Origin of the sequence: Microbacterium sp. P26 (genome assembly GCF_023712585.1) — a bacterium.
Lineage (GTDB): Bacteria > Actinomycetota > Actinomycetes > Actinomycetales > Microbacteriaceae > Microbacterium > Microbacterium algihabitans_A.
On record NZ_JAMAXZ010000003.1, the window covers coordinates 63,899 to 81,255 of the forward strand.

The window sequence follows — 17,357 nt, forward strand, 5'->3', positions numbered from 1 at the left end:
CACGACCATGTCCGACATCATCACTCCGGAGCTCGTCAGCCTCGACGCGCCCCTGGGCGCCGACAAGCAGTCGGTGATCCGTGCCCTGGCCGAGCGCGTCGTCGCGCAGGGCCGCGCGACGAGCGCGCAAGAGCTCTTCGACGACGCCTGGGCGCGCGAACAGAAAGACGAGACGGGCCTGCCCGGCGGCATCGGCATCCCGCACGCGCGCAGCGCTTCGGTGACCGAGCCCACGCTCGCCTTCGCCCGCCTGACGCCCGGCGTCGACTTCGGTGCCCCCGACGGCCCGGCCGACATCGTGTTCCTCATCGCCGCACCCGCCGGTGCCGACGAGGCGCACCTCTCGGTTCTGTCGCAGCTCGCCCGCAGCCTCATGAACAACGACTTCATGTCGGGCCTGCGCGCGGCGCAGACGTCCACCGACGCTGTGAAGATCATCACGGATGCCATCACCCCGGCCGCCGCGACCGCCGCGGCCGCCACGCCCGCCGCTGCACCCGCCGCGACCCGCGCCGAGTCGCGGGGAACCACCGCCACGAAGACGAAGAAGATCGTCGCGGTCACCGCGTGCGCCACGGGCATCGCCCACACCTTCATGGCCGCCGACGCGCTTACCGCCGCCGGCGCCGAGACGGACGGCGTCGAGCTGATCGTCGAGCCGCAGGGTTCGAGCGGTTACAAGGCGCTCCCTCAGAGCGTGATCGACGACGCCGACGCCGTGATCTTCGCGGTCGACGTCGACGTGCGCGAGCCGCAGCGCTTCGCCGGCAAGCCGGTCGTGCGCGCGGGCGTCAAGCGCGGCATCGAGCAGCCGAAGCAGCTCATCGCCGACGCCCTCGCCGCCAGCGAGAACCCGAACGCCGCGCGCGTGCCGGGCGCGGGCGCAGCGGCATCCGCCTCCGAGACGCCCGTCGCGCAGCAGTCGGTGGGTCGCCGCATCCAGCGCTGGCTGCTGACCGGTGTCAGCTACATGATCCCGTTCGTCGCCGGTGGCGGTCTGCTGATCGCCCTCGGCTTCCTGCTGGGTGGCTACCAGGTCACGCAGGACGCCGCCAACGTGGTCATCCAGAACTCGCTGTGGGAACTCCCCGCGGGCGGCCTCGGCCAGTACCTCGGGTCGGTCGCGTTCATGATCGGCTCTACCTCGATGGGCTTCATCGTCGCCGTGCTCGCCGGATTCATCGCCTACGCGATCGCCGACCGCCCGGGCATCGCGCCCGGCTTCGTCGCCGGTGCCGTGGCCGTGCTCATGAACGCCGGCTTCATCGGCGGCATCATCGGCGGTCTGCTGGCCGGTTTCATCGCCTGGTGGCTCGGACGCTTCAACGCCCCGCGCTGGCTGCGCGGCCTGATGCCCGTCGTGATCGTGCCGTTCCTCGGGTCGATCTTCGCGTCGGGTCTGATGATCCTCTTCCTCGGTCGTCCGATCGCCGCCCTCATGGCGGCGCTGACCGACGGCCTCACCTCGCTTGCCGCAAGCGGTGCCGGCGCCATCCTGCTGGGCGTGATCCTCGGCCTGATGATGTGCTTCGACCTCGGTGGGCCGGTCAACAAGGTCGCCTACGTCTTCGCGACCACCGGCCTCGCCGCAGCCACCCAGACCAACACCGCGCCGTACCTCATCATGGCCGCGGTCATGGCCGCGGGCATGGTGCCGCCGCTCGCCATGGCGCTGGCCTCGACGGTCCTCGCCCGGGGCAAGTTCACCCCCGTCGAGCGCGAGAACGGCGCAGCCGCGTGGCTGCTCGGCGCCTCGTTCATCTCCGAGGGCGCGATTCCGTTCGCTGCGGCCGACCCGCTGCGCGTGATCCCCGCGTCGATGGTCGGCGGTGCGATCACGGGTGGTCTGAGCATGCTGATCGGCGTGCAGTCGTTCGCACCTCACGGAGGCGTCTTCGTCTTCTTCGCGATCAACCCCTTCTGGGGTTTCGCCCTCGCAATCGTGGCGGGTACCGTCGTGACTGCGCTGATCGTCGTCGCCCTCAAGGGCATCGGCCGCAGCACGCAGGACGCCGCCGTCACCGAGGCCGCTCCCGTGGCCACGGTCGCCGCGTAAACACCCCCGTCGAATCGGAAGGATTCACCATGGCAGAACGTCAGGCCACCATCGCCAGCAGCTCCGGACTCCACGCCCGCCCCGCGAAGCTCTTCGTGCAGGCCGTGCAGGAGAAGAAGGTGCCCGTCACCATCTCGGCCGACGGCGGTGCCGACCTCAACGCCGGCAGCATCCTGTCGCTCATGGGTCTCGGCGCCGGTCACGGCACGGTCGTGACGCTCAAGGCCGAGGGCGAGGGTGCCGAGCAGGCGCTCGACGAGCTCGTCGCCCTGCTCGAGACCGACCTCGACGCGCAGTAAGCACCTCGCATCAGAACACCGGATGCCGCGGGCCCCAGGGCTCGCGGCATCCGGTGTTCTCGTGTATCGAGACGGGCCCGTCAGATCTCCGTCGAGTCGCCCGGCTTGAGGTCGACGAACGAACCGCCGTGCTGCTCGACGGCCCAGGTGAGGCGTGCGTCGCCCATCTGCTTGCCGGCGACCGACAGGGTCATGTCGTGCGTGGCGAACACCCGCTCGGGCTTGACGTCGAGGACGTAGTCGATGGCGTCGCCGACCTTCAGCCACGGGGCTCCGACGGGCGCCGCGAGCAGTGCGATCTTCTTGTGCTTGGGGACGGCGTACGAGTCGCCGGGGTAGTAGAGGGACTCGTTGACGAGGACGCCGACGTTGTCGACCACGGGGATCGACGAGTGGATGACCTCGTGCTTCCCGCCGAAGAACTCCAGGTGGAACGGACCCAGATCCAGCGTGTCGCCGGGATTCACCACCGACACGTCGAAGCCGGCGGCGGCCTCACGCACGCCCTCCGGGCCGTAGACGGGCACGCCGGGGTGTGCCTTCTGCAGACGGGTGAGGTGCTCGGGGGTCCAGTGGTCGGCGTGCTCGTGCGTGATGACGATGCCGACGAGCCCGTCCAGGTCGTCGAGCGGCGAGGTGAAGCTGCCCGGATCGATGACCAGGCTGTGTCCGGCTTCGGAGACGACGAGTGCGGCGTGTTCGTGCTTGGTGAGACGCATGAGGCGAGTCAACTCCCGGCGGCGGGGCACGGCAAGCGCTGGCGCATCGGGTGAACAGCGTCTAATGCCTCTTCCGTCGCGCGTGCTCGCGCGGTACGGTGGCCGGACACGCCCGAGAAGTCGATGCCGCGGCCTCGATTTTGCGTGGGCGTCAACCGTCATGCATACTTGAATGGTTGACGACGCGGCCCCATCGTATAGCGGCCTAGTACGCCGCCCTCTCACGGCGGTAACGCGGGTTCGAATCCCGCTGGGGTCACCAACACGAAAAAGAGCTTCGACCGAATGGTCGGAGCTCTTTTTCGTTGTGGCGACGGCGGCAGGACGAGGAGCTGCGTGCGCGGGTTGGGCCCCACCGCCCGGAGGCTCCGCGCGCCGCTCAGCCCTCGCGCGACGCGCGGCGACGCCGGATCACGCGCCGCACGCCCCACACGACCGCCCACGCCACACCGGCGAGGACGATCCAGGGCAGGAGGAATCCAAGGCCGATCACGAGCCCGTTGAGCGTCGCGACGAGGCCGTTCCACCCGGCGACCAGGCCGTCGCCGAAGCCCGCGGGATCCGCGGTGACCGTGGCCGTGCGCGCGTTCAGCTGAACGCTGAGCGACGACAGGGCGACCCGCGACTCGATGCTCTGCAGCACCTGGCGGTCGCTGTCGAGCTGCGCCTGCCGATCGGCGAGTGCCGACTCCGCGGTAACGAGGTCGGAGACCGACGCGGCCTGCGCGAGCAGCTCCGTGAGACGGGCGACCGAGGCCTCGCCGGCTGCGACGCGGGCGCGCAGGTCGACGCTCTGCTCGGTCACGTCGGAGCGCGTCACGCTCGTGGCCATGACGTCGCCGACGGAGCCGAGGCCGTCCATCACCTGCGTCAGGGTGTCGGCGGGAACGCGCACCGTGATCCAGCCCGAGGAGGTGGGCGTCGCGCTCGACGCGGCGCCGTCGATCGGCATGACCACTTGCCCGCCGCCGACCTGCGACGACTCGACGTAACCTCCGACTCCGGTCGCCGTCGCACTGATGGCGGCGATCGCCGTGGCGACGTCGTCGACCTCGACGGTGCTCGATCCGGTGGCGACGATGTCGCGTCCGGCCGTGGCGGTTCCGGATGCCGCGGACCCCTGTTCCGTCGAGCTCGCACCCGCCGAACCGGAGGTGCCGGCATCCGGACCCGGGGCGACCGGCGCGGTGTCGGCGACCGAACCGCCCGCGGACTGATCGCGCGATCCGGACTCCGGGGCGCTTCCGGCCTCGATCGCGGTGCTCGAGGCGCCGGTGCCCTCCGTGACGCCGAGCGAGGGCCCGACGATCGCGGCCACCACCACGACGGCCGCGGCCGCGGCGACACCGGTCCAGACGCCGCGGCGTCGCCGACGCCGCCGGTCGCGCTCGTCGGCGATGCGACCGAACACGGCGGCTTCGATGGCCTCCACGCGGTCGTGGGAGAGAGGGGGAAGGGTCGGGGTGGTCATGGGGTCTCCGTCTCCATCGCGGTGGCGCGCACCCGGGAACGGATGCGGGAGAGGCGATTGCGCACCGTGCCGTGCGAGACGCCGAGCGACGCGGCGGCCGCCTCGTAGCCGTAGCCCTCGGCGGCGCACAGGCGGAAGATCTCGCGATCCAGCTCGCTGAGACGTTCCACGGCGGCGAGGATCGCGGCGACCGTCTGCGCCTGCACGACCTGCGCCTCGACGTCGACGGCCGAGGGGATCTCGTCGTCGAGCGCCGCGTGCGAACCGTGGCGGCGTCGGGCGCGCAGCTTGTTCTGCGCCTGCAGTCGGCACACCGTCACGAGCCACGGCAGGAGCGACGCGCCCTCGAGACGCAGCGACGGGATCTTCCGCCACGCGACGACGAAGGTCTCCTGCGCGACGTCCTCGGCATCCGCCGTCTCGCCGAGCAGACCGAACGCGACCCAGTACACGGGCCGCACGTACGCGCGGTACAGCGTGCGAAACGCCGCCTCGGAACCGGCCGCGGCGCGCGCGACGAGCGCCCTGTCGTCGATCACGTCGTCGGTCATCGGCATCCACTTCCCGATCGGGCGAGGCTCTGCGAGCACTCTCTCACTACAGAAGTGTCCGGTCCGAGCGGATCGTCTCACGGATGTACGCACGTTATGAGCACTAGTTGCATAAGGCGGTGGCCGACGGGGAGCACCGGATAAACTCGAGCGTTTCCCCCGACGAAAGGCCCCGCGATGGAGCTGCAGCTCGACCCGCTCTTCCAGACGATCACGCTGGTGGTGCTGGTCGTCATCCTCATCGCCGACCTGCTCATCATCCTCAAACGCCCGCACATCCCGGCACCGAAGGAGTCGACGCTGTGGGTCGTCTTCTATGTCACCCTCGCGCTGATCTTCGCCGGGGTGCTGTGGATCGTCGCCGGGGGAGAGGTCGCGGGTCAGTTCGTCGCGGGCTGGCTCACCGAGTACAGCCTGTCGATCGACAACCTGTTCGTCTTCGTGCTGATCATGGGCCAGTTCTCGGTTCCGCGGCGCTACCAGCAGGAGGTGCTGATGGTGGGCATCATCATCGCGCTCATTCTGCGCGGGGCGTTCATCCTGGTCGGCGCGACGATCATCGAGAACTTCAGCCCGATCTTCTACCTCTTCGGCGCCTTCCTCATCTACACCGCGATTCGCCAGGCGTTCCCCGGCGACGACCACGACGACGACTCGCAGAAAGAGAACCTCATCGTGCGGACGCTGCGTCGCGTGCTGCCCATGAGCGACGAGTACGACGGCAAGAAGGTCATCACGCGCATCAAGGGCAAGAAGGTCTTCACGCCCATGATCATCGTGTTCGTCGCGATCGGTGTGACCGATCTGCTGTTCGCGATCGACTCGATCCCCGCGATCTTCGGCATCACGCAGAGCCCGTTCATCGTCTTCACCGCGAACCTGTTCGCGTTGATGGGTCTGCGCCAGCTGTACTTCCTGCTCGGCGATCTGCTCGACCGCCTGAAGTACCTCCACTACGGCATCGCGTTCATCCTCGCCTTCATCGGCGTGAAGCTGATCCTGCACGCGATGCACGTCAACGAGCTCTCGTTCCTCAACGGCGGCGAGCCCATCGAGTGGGCGCCCGAGATCTCGACGTGGGTCTCGCTCGCAGTGATCGTGCTGTCGATGGCGGTCGCGACCCTCGCGAGCCTGGCGTCGTCGCGCAAAGAGACGTCGGCGAACGACCGTCACGAGGCGGCGGCGGAGGTCGCCGACGAGAAGGGAACGCCCGCGACCGTGGAGCAGCCCGAGCGCGACTGACGCCGAGGTCTGGTCGTCGAGGACCCTTGTGTCTGTCGAAGGGTTCCGGGTCCCACGGTGAGGGCGGGTCGTCGAGGACCCTGAGCCTGTCGAAGGGTCCGGGACATGCGGGTTGCAGTGGCTTCGACAGGCTCAGCCACCTTGGTGGGGGGCCTGCGCGACCCATGTGGCTTCGACAGGCTCAGCCACCTTCTCGGCAGGCGCAGTCGCCTCAGGTCACGGCATCCGCCCCGCTAGAACGCGCGCAGGTTGGCCTGCAGGCCGCCGTCGACGTACTCCTCGCGGAGGATTCCGCGCCGACGCAGGATCGGCACGAGGTCGTCGAGCACACGATGCACGGTGACCGGGTGCAGGTCGCCCCACAGCAGCACGCCGTCGTTGCCCCAGTCGCCGAGCTCCTCGATGCGGTCGGCGAACTCGTCGGCCGTCCCCACGAAGCCGGAGCCGTCGTTCAACCGGCCCAGGCGCGCGTGCGCGGCGAGGATCGTGCGCAGGGGAGCGTCGTCGTCGTGCTTTCCGACGAGGCGGCGGATGCTGCCCTCCGATACGTGCTCGCCGAAGATCGAGCGGTCGAGCGGCTTGTCGAGGTCGAGTCCGGTGAGATCGGTCTCGAGATCGCTCGACTGCTTACGCGCGATGGCGACCAGCGCCTCTTCGGTCGGATCGGCGGATGCCGCGACCAGACGGTCGGCTTCCTCCGGTGACGAGACGAGCACGGGCTGGATTGCGAAGAGGATCTTGATGTCGGCCGCGGTGCGGCCCGCGGCTTCGGCGGCCGCGTGGATGCGACCGCGATACGCGCGGATGCTCTGCTCGTCGAGCGGCGCGAGCGCGAGCTGCACGTCGGAGTTGTGCCCCGCGAACGACAGGCCGCGGCCCGATCCGCCGGGAGAGACGATCGCCGGCGCGCCGTCGGTGAAGGGGACGGCGTTGAGCGGCCCGTCGAAGCCGAAGTGCTCGCCCCGGTGCTGCACCGCCTCGAGCTTCGTGCCGTCGGCGTAGACACCCGTCTCCTCGGCGGCGACCAGAGCGCCCTCGCCCCAGCTGTTCCAGAGCTTCCGGATGCCGTCGAGCCACTCTTCGGCGCGGTCGTAGGCCGCGTCGTGCCCGAGCTGCGGCGCGGCGGAGAAGTGGCGCGCGCTGCCGGTGTCGGTCACGACGTTCAGGCCGAGACGGTGGCCGCTGAGGTGCTGGAGCGTCGCGAACTGCCGGGCGGCGGTGTACGGCAGATAGGCCGCCGGGTTGACCGTCGGCACCACGCCCAGGTGGCGCGTCGCGGCGAACAGATACGGCGCGAGCAGCAGCGGGTCGTGCTTGGGCCCGCCGAAGGCGTGACGCACGCGCAGGTCGATCGTGTCGGCGCTGCCGAGCGAGGGCGCGTCTTCGATGATCAGCAGGTCGAAACCGGCCTGCTCGAGCGTGCGGGCGGAGTCCTGGTAGAGGCCGGGCTCGGTCCAGCGGTGGTTCCAGCGCAGGTACGGGTGGCCCCACCCGTGCGGACCGAATCCGCGCGCGAGGAACCAGCCGAAGTGCTGCAGCCGGCTCACAGCACGACCGTCTCGCGCTCGAGGACGGGGACGCCGACGAGCGCCTGGTCGAGGTCGGCGAGCAGATCGTCGATGTCCTCGATGCCGATCGACAGGCGGATCGTGCCGGGGAAGACCCCTGCGCGCTCGCGCTCGGCGACGGTGCGGGCGGCGTGCGAGGTGCTCTGGGGGTGCAGCACGAGCGAGCGCACGTCGCCGAGGTGGGTCATGTGCGTGATGACCTCGACCGACTGCACGACGTGTCGCGCAGCCTCGAGCCCGCCGCGCAGGGTGACGGTGAAGACCGAGCCGAAGCCGCGCGTGAGATAGCGCTCACCGAGGTCGTGATGGGGGTGCGATGCGAGACCGATGTAGTCGACGCGCTCGACCTCGGGGCGCTGTTCGAGCCAGCGGGCGACGGCGAGGGCGTTCTGCGACTGCCGTTCGACGCGCAGGCTGAGCGTCTCGATCCCCTGGCCGATGAGGAAGGCGTTCAGCGGCGAGGGCGACGGGCCGAACCGCGGGGCCACGCTCTCGCGGATGTACTGCCCGCGCGCGCGGGCGCCGTACTTCTCGGCGTAGCTCGCCCCGCCCAGGCGGTCGGTCTGCACGAGGTGGGGAAAACGGTGACCGGATGCCGCGGCGTCGAACCGGCCGTCGTCGACGATGACCCCGCCGAGCACGGCACCCTGACCCGCCAGGAACTTGCTCGCCGAGTGAACGACGACGGCGGCCCCGTGCTCGATCGGACGGAGCAGGTAGGGAGTGGTGAACGTGCTGTCGACGACGAGCGGGATGCCGTGCTCGGCGCCGATCGCGGCCACCGCGGCCACGTCGAGCACGTCGTTGCGGGCGTTCGAGAGCGTCTCGGCGAAGAGGGCCCGCGTGCGGGGCGTGATCGCGGCGCGCCAGGCGTCGAGGTCGTCGGTGTCGACGAAGGTCGTCTCGACCCCCAGGCGCGCGAGGTTGTCGAGCAGCAGGCCGCGGGTGCCCTCGTAGATGTGCTCCGACACGACGACGTGGTCGCCCGCACCCGCGAGGGCGAGGAGCGCGACGGTGACCGCCGCTTGGCCGCTCGAGACGAGCACGGCCTGGTCGCCGCCTTCGAGCGAGGCGAGACGCTCCTCGACGGCGTGCACGGTGGGGTTGCCGGTGCGGCTGTACCCGAACCCCGTGCCCTCGCCGAAGTGCGCGGCCGACTCGTCGAGGTCGCTGAACGTGAAGCCCGCCGTGAGGTAGATCGGGGTCGCGCGGGGGCTCGCCTGCGCGGTCGCCGATCCTGCGTGGACCTGGCGAGTGGAGAAACCGGTGTCGGCGCCTGCGGCCATGGCGCTCTCCTTCCTTCGGGTCGGCCCAGATTCGCACGCGCGGGCGCCGGGAGACGAAACGTGCGTCGCTCTGTGACACCGCCGCCCTGGCATCCGGTGCCTCTTCGTGACGGCAGGGGTGTCGGACGCCGGTGGTATCGTGACGACGTGCGGATCGCTCGCCTCCTCCTTAGCGGCCGCGACGAGACCTTGTCCTAGGCCTCTCTCGTCGCGGAGTTCGTCGCGGGCCTCACACCCCCTTCCGAGGAGAAACGCAAGACATGAGCACGATTCCCGAGAACCCTCGCACCCTGGCCGAGAAGGTCTGGGACGACCACCTCGTCGTCAAAGGTGAGAACGGTCAGCCCGACCTCATCTACATCGACCTGCACCTCGTGCACGAGGTCACGAGCCCCCAGGCCTTCGACGGTCTGCGCGCCGAGGGTCGCCCCGTGCGCCGGCTCGATCTGACGATCGCGACCGAAGACCACAACACCCCGACGCTCGACATCGACAAGCCGATCGCCGACCTCACGAGCCGCACGCAGATCGACACGCTGCGCCGCAACGCTGAGGAGTTCGGCGTGCGCATCCACTCGCTGGGCGACAAGGAGCAGGGCATCGTCCACGTGGTCGGCCCGCAGCTCGGCCTCACCATGCCGGGCATCACGGTCGTGTGCGGCGACTCGCACACCTCCACCCACGGCGCGTTCGGCGCGATGGCGTTCGGTATCGGCACGAGCGAGGTCGAGCACGTGCTCGCCACGCAGACGCTGCCGCTGAAGCCCTTCAAGACGATGGCGATCACCGTCGAGGGCGAGCTGAAGCCCGGCGTCACCGCGAAAGACATCATCCTCGCGATCATCGCCAAGATCGGCGCCAACGGCGGTCAGGGCTACGTGCTCGAGTTCCGCGGCAGCGCGATCCGCTCCCTCTCGATGGAGGGGCGCATGACGATGTGCAACATGTCGATCGAGGCCGGCGCCCGCGCGGGCATGATCGCTCCCGACGACACGACCTTCGCCTATGTCAAGGACAAGCCGCACGCGCCGCAGGGGCAGGACTGGGACGACGCGGTCGCCTACTGGCGCACGCTGCCGAGCGATGAGGGCGCGGTCTACGACGCCGAGGTGTTCCTCGACGCCGCCGAGCTCGAACCCTTCGTCACCTGGGGCACGAACCCCGGTCAGGGCGTCTCGCTGAGCGACGTCGTTCCCACCCCGGCCGACATCGCCGACCCCAACGAGCGCGCCGCCGCTGAGCGGGCGCTCGAGTACATGGACCTGCGGGCCGGCACCCCGATGAAGGACATCCCGGTGGATGCCGTGTTCATGGGCTCCTGCACGAACAGCCGCATCGAAGACCTCCGCGCCTTCGCCTCGGTCATCGAGGGTCGTACCAAGGCCGAGAACGTCCGCGTCATGGTCGTGCCGGGTTCGGCACGCGTGCGCCTCGAAGCCGAGGCCGAGGGCCTCGACAAGATCTTCACCGACTTCGGCGCCGAGTGGCGTTTCGCCGGGTGTTCGATGTGCCTGGGTATGAACCCCGACCAGTTGGCCCCGGGGGAGCGCTGCGCGTCGACCTCGAACCGCAACTTCGAAGGGCGCCAGGGCAAGGGTGGGCGCACGCACCTCGTGTCGCCGCTCGTCGCCGCGGCCACCGCCGTGCGCGGCACCCTGTCGAGCCCGGCGGATCTCGGCCCTTCGACAGGCTCAGGGACCGGGTCTGCGGAGACCGTTTCGACCGGGGCGGAGGCCTGACATGGAGAAGTTCACCACGCACACCGGAATCGCGGCCCCGTTGAAGCGGTCGGCCGTCGACACCGACCAGATCATCCCCGCCGTGTTCCTCAAGCGCGTCACCAAGACCGGCTTCGAAGACGCCCTGTTCTCGAACTGGCGCCAAGACCCCGGGTTCGTGCTCAATCAGGACGCCTACCGCTCGGCATCCGTCCTCGTCGCCGGCCCCGACTTCGGGACCGGATCGAGCCGCGAGCACGCGGTGTGGGCGCTGCGCGACTACGGGTTCCGCGTCGTGCTCAGCCCGAAGTTCGCCGACATCTTCCGCGGCAACTCGGGCAAGCAGGGCTTGGTCACGGGCGTGATCACCGAAGACGAGGTCGAGCAGATCTGGGCCGTCCTCGAGGCGAACCCCGGCATCGAGATGAGCGTCGACCTACAGGCGAAGACCGCCACGGTCGGCGACCTCACGGTCTCCTTCGAGATCGACGATTACACTAGGTGGCGGCTTCTCGAAGGGCTCGACGACATCGGGCTCACGCTGCGTGACGAAGACAAGATCACGCAGTTCGAGGCGCGCCGCGAGGCATGGCGGCCGCAGACCCTTCCGGTCCGCTGAGCCCGATCGACCCGATCGGGTCGATCTGCCGCCCCTCGTCCACGAAGTGAGGTCCACCCCCCATGAGCACACTCGTCACCGATTCCGGAGACCAGAACCCCGGACAGCCGGACTGGGAGGCGGCCGAGACCCTCGCGATCCGCGGCGGCCGGCCCCTGCGCGGAACCGTCGAGGTCAAGGGCGCGAAGAACCTGGTGACGAAGGCCATGGTGGCCGCGCTCCTGGGCGAGACCACGAGCACGCTGCGCGACGTGCCGATGATCAGCGACGTCAAGGTCGTCCGCTCGCTCCTCGAGGTGCACGGCGTCACGGTGACCGAGGGTGACGAGGAGGGCACGCTCCACCTCGACCCCTCGGGCGCCGTCGCCGCGCACTTCGAAGAGATCGACGCCCACGCGGGGGCGTCGCGCATCCCGATCCTCTTCTGCGGCCCGCTGCTGCACCTCCTGGGTGAGGCGCTCATTCCCGACCTCGGCGGATGCCGTATCGGCGACCGACCGATCAACTTCCACATGGACGCCCTGCGCGCCTTCGGCGCCGTCGTCGACAAGAGCTACGAGGGCATCCGCATCACGGCGCCCAACGGCCTGCACGGCGCCTCGATCGAGCTGCCGTACCCGAGCGTCGGTGCGACCGAGCAGGTGCTGCTCACGGCCGTCCGCGCGAAGGGCGTGACGGAGCTCCGCAACGCCGCGATCGAGCCCGAGATCATGGACCTCATCGCCGTGCTGCAGAAGATGGGCGCGATCATCTCGTACGAGCCCAACCGCGTCATCTTCATCGAGGGCGTCGACAAGCTCGTCGGCTACGACCACCGCGCGATCTTCGACCGCAACGAGGCCGCGTCATGGGCCTGTGCCGCGCTCGCGACCGACGGCGAGATCTTCGCGAAGGGCGCGCGCCAGCAGGACATGCTGACCTTCCTCAACGTCTTCCGCAAGGCCGGCGGATGGTTCGACGTGCGCGAAGACGGCATCCTCTTCCGCCGCGGCGACGCCCTCAAGCCCGTCATGGTCGAGACCGACGTGCACCCCGGCTTCATGACCGACTGGCAGCAGCCGCTCATCGTCGCCCTCACGCAGGCGCCCGGCACCTCGACGGTGCACGAGACGGTGTACGAGAACCGTCTCGGCTTCACCGAGGCCCTCAACAAGATGGGCGCCGACATCACCGTGCACCCGAAGGGCATCTCGAGCCCCGACCGCCGCGTCCCGCGTCGTTCGCTCGAGCAGGCCGCCGTCATCAACGGCCCGACGCCCCTGCACGGCGCCGACGTCGAGGTGCCCGACCTGCGCGGCGGCTACAGCTACGTCATCGCGGCCCTGGCCGCCGAGGGCGAGTCGACGGTGCGCAACATCGGCATCATCCGCCGTGGTTACGAGAAGTTCCTCGAGAAGCTGACCGCTCTCGACGCCGACTTCGACGTCGTGGGCTGACCAGTGGCCGCCTCGCCCGAGAAGACGAAGCCGAGCGCCTTCTGGCCGCTCGCGGCGATCATCGTGCCCATCACGGGCCTGTTCGCCCGCATCGAGATCCGCGGGGCCGAGAACCTCCCGCGCGAGGGCGCGTACGTCATCGCTCCGAACCACAACTCGGAGTTCGATCCGATCATCGTGGCGGTCGCGGTGTGGCGTCTCGGGCGCGCACCGCGGTTCATGGCGAAAGAGAGCCTGTTCAAGGTCCCCGTTCTCGGGGCCGCCTTGAAGGCCACCGGAATGGTGCCCGTGCCGCGCACCTCGACGAGCGCGAACCAGTCGATGAAGGCCGCGCAGCAGATCGCGAGCGACGGCCGCGGCGTCATCGTGTACGCCGAGGGAACCCTCACGCGCGATCCCGAGCTGTGGCCCATGCGCGGCAAGACCGGCGCCGTGCGCCTCGCCCTCGCCGCCGACCTGCCGCTCATCCCGATGGCGCAGTGGGGCGTGCAGCAGATCCTCCCGCGCTACGGCAAGCTCAAGTTCCCGCGTCGCTCGCACGTGATCGTCGAGATCGGACCCGCGATGGACCTCAGCGAGTACACCGCGACCGCGACCCAGCCCGCCACGCTCGCCAAGGCCACCGACGCGATGATGAACCGCATCACCGAGATGCTCGCCGGCATCCGGGGCCTTTCCGCTCCGACCGAGCGCTGGAACCCGTCGCAGCACGGGCAGAACGAGACGGGCCGCCTTGACGCGTAAGGCGGTCGTGCCCACCACCGGTCCCAAGGTCGCCGTCGTCGGCGCGGGCAGCTGGGGCACGACGTTCGGCAAGATCCTCGCCGACGGCGGGGCCTCCGTCGTCATGTGGGCGCGCCGCCCCGAACTGGCCGCCGAGATCACCGAGTCCAAGCGCAACAGTCGCTACCTCTCGGGCATCAACCTGCCGCGGACCATGACCGCCACGACCGATCTCGCCGAGGCGCTGAACGGCGCCGAGCAGATCTTCCTGTCGGTGCCGAGCCAGTCGCTGCGCGAGAACCTCGCGGCCATCCGTCCGCTCGTCGCGCACACGGACGTGCCGCTCGTCTCGCTCATGAAGGGCGTCGAGAAGTCGACCGGTCTGCGCATGAGCCAGGTCATCGAGCAGGTGCTCGGGTGCGACCCGGCGCGCATCGCCGTGGCATCCGGTCCCAACCTCGCCCTCGAGATCGCGCGCGAACAGCCGACCGCCGCGGTCATCAGCTCGCTGAGCCCCGAGACCGCCGAGGCCGTGGCTCGCCGCGCGCGCAACAGGTACTTCCGCTCGTTCGTGAACACCGACGTGATCGGCACCGAGTTCGGCGGCGTGCTGAAGAACCTCATCGCCGTCGCGATCGGCATCGTCGACGGCGTCGGCTACGGCGAGAACACCAAGGCCTCGATCATCACGCGCGGTCTGGTCGAGATGACCGACTTCGCCGTCGCGCAGGGCGCCCAGCCCGAGACGCTGCAGGGCCTCGCGGGCCTCGGCGACCTCATCGCGACGTGCCAGTCGCCGCTCAGTCGCAACAACACCGCCGGGCGCCTGCTCGGCCAGGGCTACGGCTACAAAGAGGTCGTGGCCCAGATGCAGCAGACCGCGGAGGGCTTGGCATCCGTCGCCCCCGTCCTGCAGCTCGCGAAGCAGGTCGGCGTTGACATGCCCATCGTGCAGCAGGTCAAGATGGTGCTCGACGGGACCATGGACCCGCGCGACATCGCACCGCACCTGACGACAGACGACGACCAGCCGCAGGGCGAGAGGACGCAGAATGACCAAACCGGTGGTGGTGGTGCTCTTCGGCGGGCGCTCCAGCGAGCATTCGATCAGTTCCGCCACGGCGGGCGGGGTGCTGCGGGCGATCGACCGTGACCGCTTCCGGGTCATCCCGGTCGGCATCACGCGTGACGGCGCCTTCGTACTCGAAGACGACGATCCCGACAAGTTCGCGCTGATCCCCGACGCGCTGCCCGAGGTGCGCGACAACGGCACGCGCGTGCGCCTGCCCGATTCAACGCTCTCACGCGAATGGACGGTGACGGATGCCGAGGGCACCCGCTCCCTCGGAGACGTCGACGTCGTGCTGCCGATCCTGCACGGCCGCTTCGGTGAGGACGGCACCGTGCAGGGGCTGCTCGAGCTGCTCGGCATCCCGTACGCCGGCGGGGGAGTGCTCATGTCGGCGATCGGCATGAACAAGCACGTGACCAAGCAGGTGCTGCGCGCGGCGAACGTGCCCGTGGTGCCGTGGGTCGCGGTGACCCGCGCCGACCTCGCCCGCGACCGCGCTCTGTGGGAGCGCCGCATCCGCGCGCTCGACCTGCCCGTGTTCGTCAAGCCGAACGAGGCCGGATCGAGCGTCGGCGTCACGAAGGTGTCCCGGTGGGACGACCTCGACGCCGCGCTCGACACCGCCTTCGCCGAGGACGGCCTGGTGCTCGTGGAGAAGGCGATCGTCGGTCGCGAGGTGGAGTGCGGCGTGCTCCCCGGGCGCGACGGCGGACCGGTGCGGGTCAGCGTCGCCGGCGAGATCGTCGTGACCGGTCGGGAGTTCTACGACTTCGAGGCGAAGTACCTCGGGGCCGCCGGCGTCGAGCTCGTGTGCCCGGCCGACTTGCGCGACGGCGAGCTCGCCGAGATGCAGCGCATCGCCGCTCAGGCGTTCGAGGCGATCGGCGGTCAGGGTCTCGCCCGCGTCGACTTCTTCTACACCGGCACCGAGTTCTACGTGAACGAGGTCAACACCATGCCGGGGTTCACGCCAATCTCGATGTTCCCGACCTGCTGGATCGCCTCGGGCCTGTCGTACCCCGACCTCATCAGCGACCTGCTCGACGCCGCCCTCGCGAAGGTCTGACCGGGCTCAGGGGGTCGGCGTCGGCGTCGGGGTCGTGTCGGATGCCGAGGTGCACACGGCACCCGTCGACGGCAGGTACTGGCTGATCAGCGGGCCGAGGGCCTGGGCCACGTCGGCGCTGCTCGCCTCTTCGTAGTCGAGGTAGACCTGGATCGCGGGACTGCGCCCGAAGGTCGTCAGCGTGTAGCGGTTCTGGTCGGCCTGCGATTCGTCGACGAGCCAGTCGACGCCGTCGAACGGGCGGCACGGGAGGGTGGACGGGCCGGGGGTCTCGAGGCCGCACGTCATGAGGATCGCGGCGGGGTCGCCCCACGCGCCGGTCGACTGCGCGTCGGTCCACCGGCGCTGCTGGCCCGAGATCTGGTCGGGCAGGCGTGAGATGACGGCGGCGCAGGCGGGGTCGTTCGCCTGCTTCGCCGGTTCCATCGCGACCGTCGTGCTGCACGCCGCGAGTCCCGGGAGCAGGACGAGGGCGGCGACGAGCGCGAGGGAGCGGGAGGAGCGGGGCACCCCTCCAGGCTAATAGCGTGGGGAGGTGACCGACGCCGAGACCACCCGCGAAACGACTGTGGGGGAGCTGTCCGAGGGGCAGATCCTGCGCGGCATCCTCGACCGCCTCCCGCCCTCGACCGCGCCGGTGGGGCCGGGCGACGACGCCGCGGTGCTGGCGGTGCCCGACGGGCGGGTGGTCGCGACCACCGACACGCTCGTGCACGGACCCGATTTCCGCCTGGCGTGGTCGCAGCCTTTCGACCTCGGATTCAAGGCGGCGGCGGTGAATCTCTCCGACGTCGCCGCGATGGGGGCCCGACCGATCGCCCTGCTCGTGGCCCTCGCGATGCCGGATGCCACCCCCGTGTCGTTCGTGCGCGGTTTCGCCGACGGCCTCGCCGCCGCCTGCGCGGAGCTTGCTCCCGGCTGCGCGGTCGAGGGCGGCGACCTCACCGTGTCGGACACCCTCACGATCGCGGTGACGGCGCTCGGCAGCCTCGACGGCCGCGAACCGGTGCGCCGCTCGGGCGCGCGTGCCGGTGACGGCGTCTACGTGATCGGCGAGCTGGGCGAGGCCGCGCGCGGGCTCGAGGTGCTGTTCCGACGGTTCACGGATGCCGAGGGAGCCCCGGTCCCGGTCGATCCGGCGCTGCTCGACTCGGCCGAGGCCCGCGCTCTGTCGCGCCAGCTCCGGCCGCGCCCACCCATCGCCGAAGCGCTGGAGGCCGCGGCATCCGGAGCCACGGCCATGATGGACGTCTCCGACGGGCTCGTCCTCGACGCCACGCGCCTGGCCGATGCCTCCGACGTCACGATCGCGTTCGACAGCGCCACGCTGGGAGACGACCCGGGCCTCGCGCTCGACGGGGGAGAGGACCACGGCTTCCTCGTGACCTTCCCCGCCGAGGCCGTCCCTCTCGGTCGCCGCGTCGGCACGGTCGAACCGCGCGGTGCGGAGGCGGTCACGGTCGATGGACGCGCCTGGACGGGTCGCGGCGGCTGGGACCCGTACCGCGACTGGGACGCCGGGCGCGGCTGA

Annotated in this window: 16 protein-coding genes and 1 tRNA gene; 11 read left to right on the forward strand and 6 right to left on the reverse strand. The window is 70.1% G+C overall.

Annotated features, from left to right (window positions below):
* The first annotated feature begins 7 nt into the window (after positions 1 to 7).
* On the forward strand, positions 8 to 2,056 hold the full coding sequence (locus M3667_RS06770) for a fructose-specific PTS transporter subunit EIIC (RefSeq protein WP_251506647.1): 2,049 nt from the start codon (positions 8 to 10) through the stop codon (positions 2,054 to 2,056).
* 29 nt (positions 2,057 to 2,085) lie between these two features.
* The gene (locus tag M3667_RS06775) at positions 2,086 to 2,355 is read left to right on the forward strand and encodes an HPr family phosphocarrier protein (RefSeq protein WP_144834863.1); all 270 of its coding nucleotides are present in this window, start codon (positions 2,086 to 2,088) and stop codon (positions 2,353 to 2,355) included.
* Between the two features lie 80 nt (positions 2,356 to 2,435).
* On the opposite strand, the gene M3667_RS06780 is transcribed toward M3667_RS06775, so the two are convergent.
* On the reverse strand, positions 2,436 to 3,074 hold the full coding sequence (locus M3667_RS06780) for an MBL fold metallo-hydrolase (protein ID WP_251506649.1): 639 nt from the start codon (positions 3,072 to 3,074) through the stop codon (positions 2,436 to 2,438).
* A 186-nt stretch (positions 3,075 to 3,260) separates the two neighbouring features.
* Between M3667_RS06780 and M3667_RS06785 the strand changes: the two genes are divergently transcribed.
* A tRNA-Glu gene (locus M3667_RS06785) sits at positions 3,261 to 3,336 on the forward strand.
* Positions 3,337 to 3,453: 117 nt separating this feature from the next.
* Here the strand turns inward: M3667_RS06785 and M3667_RS06790 are convergent.
* The gene (locus M3667_RS06790; protein WP_251506651.1) at positions 3,454 to 4,545 is read right to left on the reverse strand and encodes a DUF4349 domain-containing protein; all 1,092 of its coding nucleotides are present in this window, start codon (positions 4,543 to 4,545) and stop codon (positions 3,454 to 3,456) included.
* On the reverse strand, positions 4,542 to 5,096 hold the full coding sequence (locus tag M3667_RS06795) for an RNA polymerase sigma factor (protein WP_251506653.1): 555 nt from the start codon (positions 5,094 to 5,096) through the stop codon (positions 4,542 to 4,544). Before M3667_RS06795 ends, M3667_RS06790 begins: the two co-directional genes overlap by 4 nt.
* A gap of 177 nt (positions 5,097 to 5,273) precedes the next feature.
* On the opposite strand from M3667_RS06795, the gene M3667_RS06800 reads away from it, so the two are divergent.
* Positions 5,274 to 6,338, forward strand: coding sequence for a TerC family protein (locus M3667_RS06800; RefSeq protein WP_251506655.1), 1,065 nt, complete (start codon positions 5,274 to 5,276; stop codon positions 6,336 to 6,338).
* 233 nt (positions 6,339 to 6,571) lie between these two features.
* Here the strand turns inward: M3667_RS06800 and M3667_RS06805 are convergent, their stop codons facing one another.
* Both M3667_RS06805 and M3667_RS06810 read right to left on the reverse strand, forming a co-directional pair.
* On the reverse strand, positions 6,572 to 7,885 hold the full coding sequence (locus tag M3667_RS06805) for an LLM class flavin-dependent oxidoreductase (protein WP_251506657.1): 1,314 nt from the start codon (positions 7,883 to 7,885) through the stop codon (positions 6,572 to 6,574).
* Positions 7,882 to 9,192 (reverse strand): O-acetylhomoserine aminocarboxypropyltransferase/cysteine synthase family protein, encoded by a 1,311-nt coding sequence (locus M3667_RS06810; RefSeq protein WP_251506659.1) that lies wholly within the window; start codon positions 9,190 to 9,192, stop codon positions 7,882 to 7,884. The genes M3667_RS06805 and M3667_RS06810 overlap by 4 nt, the downstream gene beginning before the upstream one ends.
* Before the next feature lie 260 nt (positions 9,193 to 9,452).
* Here M3667_RS06810 and leuC point away from each other — a divergent pair, with 260 nt between their 5' ends.
* The 6 genes from leuC (at position 9,453) to M3667_RS06840 (ending at position 15,826) form a co-directional block, all read left to right on the forward strand.
* Positions 9,453 to 10,931, forward strand: a complete 1,479-nt coding sequence (gene leuC / locus M3667_RS06815) for a 3-isopropylmalate dehydratase large subunit (RefSeq protein WP_251506660.1) — start codon at positions 9,453 to 9,455, stop codon at positions 10,929 to 10,931.
* Position 10,932: 1 nt separating this feature from the next.
* Positions 10,933 to 11,529, forward strand: coding sequence for a 3-isopropylmalate dehydratase small subunit (gene leuD / locus M3667_RS06820; RefSeq protein ID WP_251506662.1), 597 nt, complete (start codon positions 10,933 to 10,935; stop codon positions 11,527 to 11,529).
* A 62-nt stretch (positions 11,530 to 11,591) separates the two neighbouring features.
* Positions 11,592 to 12,965, forward strand: a complete 1,374-nt coding sequence (gene murA, locus M3667_RS06825) for a UDP-N-acetylglucosamine 1-carboxyvinyltransferase (protein ID WP_251506664.1) — start codon at positions 11,592 to 11,594, stop codon at positions 12,963 to 12,965.
* Positions 12,966 to 12,968: 3 nt separating this feature from the next.
* Positions 12,969 to 13,709 carry a lysophospholipid acyltransferase family protein gene (locus M3667_RS06830; protein ID WP_251506666.1) on the forward strand — a complete coding sequence of 247 codons (741 nt, stop codon included), beginning with the start codon at positions 12,969 to 12,971 and terminating at the stop codon, positions 13,707 to 13,709.
* Complete coding sequence (locus M3667_RS06835) at positions 13,699 to 14,841, forward strand: NAD(P)H-dependent glycerol-3-phosphate dehydrogenase (protein WP_251506668.1); 1,143 nt, start codon at positions 13,699 to 13,701, stop codon at positions 14,839 to 14,841. Before M3667_RS06830 ends, M3667_RS06835 begins: the two co-directional genes overlap by 11 nt.
* Positions 14,741 to 15,826: a D-alanine--D-alanine ligase family protein gene (locus M3667_RS06840; protein ID WP_251506671.1), complete on the forward strand. Its 1,086-nt coding sequence runs from the start codon at positions 14,741 to 14,743 to the stop codon at positions 15,824 to 15,826. Before M3667_RS06835 ends, M3667_RS06840 begins: the two co-directional genes overlap by 101 nt.
* Before the next feature lie 6 nt (positions 15,827 to 15,832).
* Here M3667_RS06840 and M3667_RS06845 read toward each other — a convergent pair whose 3' ends face one another.
* Positions 15,833 to 16,336: a DUF3515 family protein gene (locus M3667_RS06845; RefSeq protein WP_251506672.1), complete on the reverse strand. Its 504-nt coding sequence runs from the start codon at positions 16,334 to 16,336 to the stop codon at positions 15,833 to 15,835.
* 25 nt (positions 16,337 to 16,361) lie between these two features.
* On the opposite strand from M3667_RS06845, the gene thiL reads away from it, so the two are divergent.
* A complete protein-coding gene (thiL, locus tag M3667_RS06850) occupies positions 16,362 to 17,357 on the forward strand; it encodes a thiamine-phosphate kinase (protein WP_251506674.1) in 996 nt (331 codons plus the stop codon).

Bases quoted from the DNA above. Each gene is read 5' to 3' on its own strand.
- M3667_RS06770 (WP_251506647.1), top strand. From the start codon at position 8: ATGTCCGACATCATCACTCCGGAGCTCGTCAGCCTCGACGCGCCCCTG.
- M3667_RS06775 (WP_144834863.1), top strand. From the start codon at position 2,086: ATGGCAGAACGTCAGGCCACCATCGCCAGCAGCTCCGGACTCCACGCC.
- M3667_RS06780 (WP_251506649.1), bottom strand. From the start codon at position 3,074: ATGCGTCTCACCAAGCACGAACACGCCGCACTCGTCGTCTCCGAAGCC.
- M3667_RS06790 (WP_251506651.1), bottom strand. From the start codon at position 4,545: ATGACCACCCCGACCCTTCCCCCTCTCTCCCACGACCGCGTGGAGGCC.
- M3667_RS06795 (WP_251506653.1), bottom strand. From the start codon at position 5,096: ATGACCGACGACGTGATCGACGACAGGGCGCTCGTCGCGCGCGCCGCG.
- M3667_RS06800 (WP_251506655.1), top strand. From the start codon at position 5,274: ATGGAGCTGCAGCTCGACCCGCTCTTCCAGACGATCACGCTGGTGGTG.
- M3667_RS06810 (WP_251506659.1), bottom strand. From the start codon at position 9,192: ATGGCCGCAGGCGCCGACACCGGTTTCTCCACTCGCCAGGTCCACGCA.
- leuC (WP_251506660.1), top strand. From the start codon at position 9,453: ATGAGCACGATTCCCGAGAACCCTCGCACCCTGGCCGAGAAGGTCTGG.
- leuD (WP_251506662.1), top strand. From the start codon at position 10,933: ATGGAGAAGTTCACCACGCACACCGGAATCGCGGCCCCGTTGAAGCGG.
- murA (WP_251506664.1), top strand. From the start codon at position 11,592: ATGAGCACACTCGTCACCGATTCCGGAGACCAGAACCCCGGACAGCCG.
- M3667_RS06840 (WP_251506671.1), top strand. From the start codon at position 14,741: ATGACCAAACCGGTGGTGGTGGTGCTCTTCGGCGGGCGCTCCAGCGAG.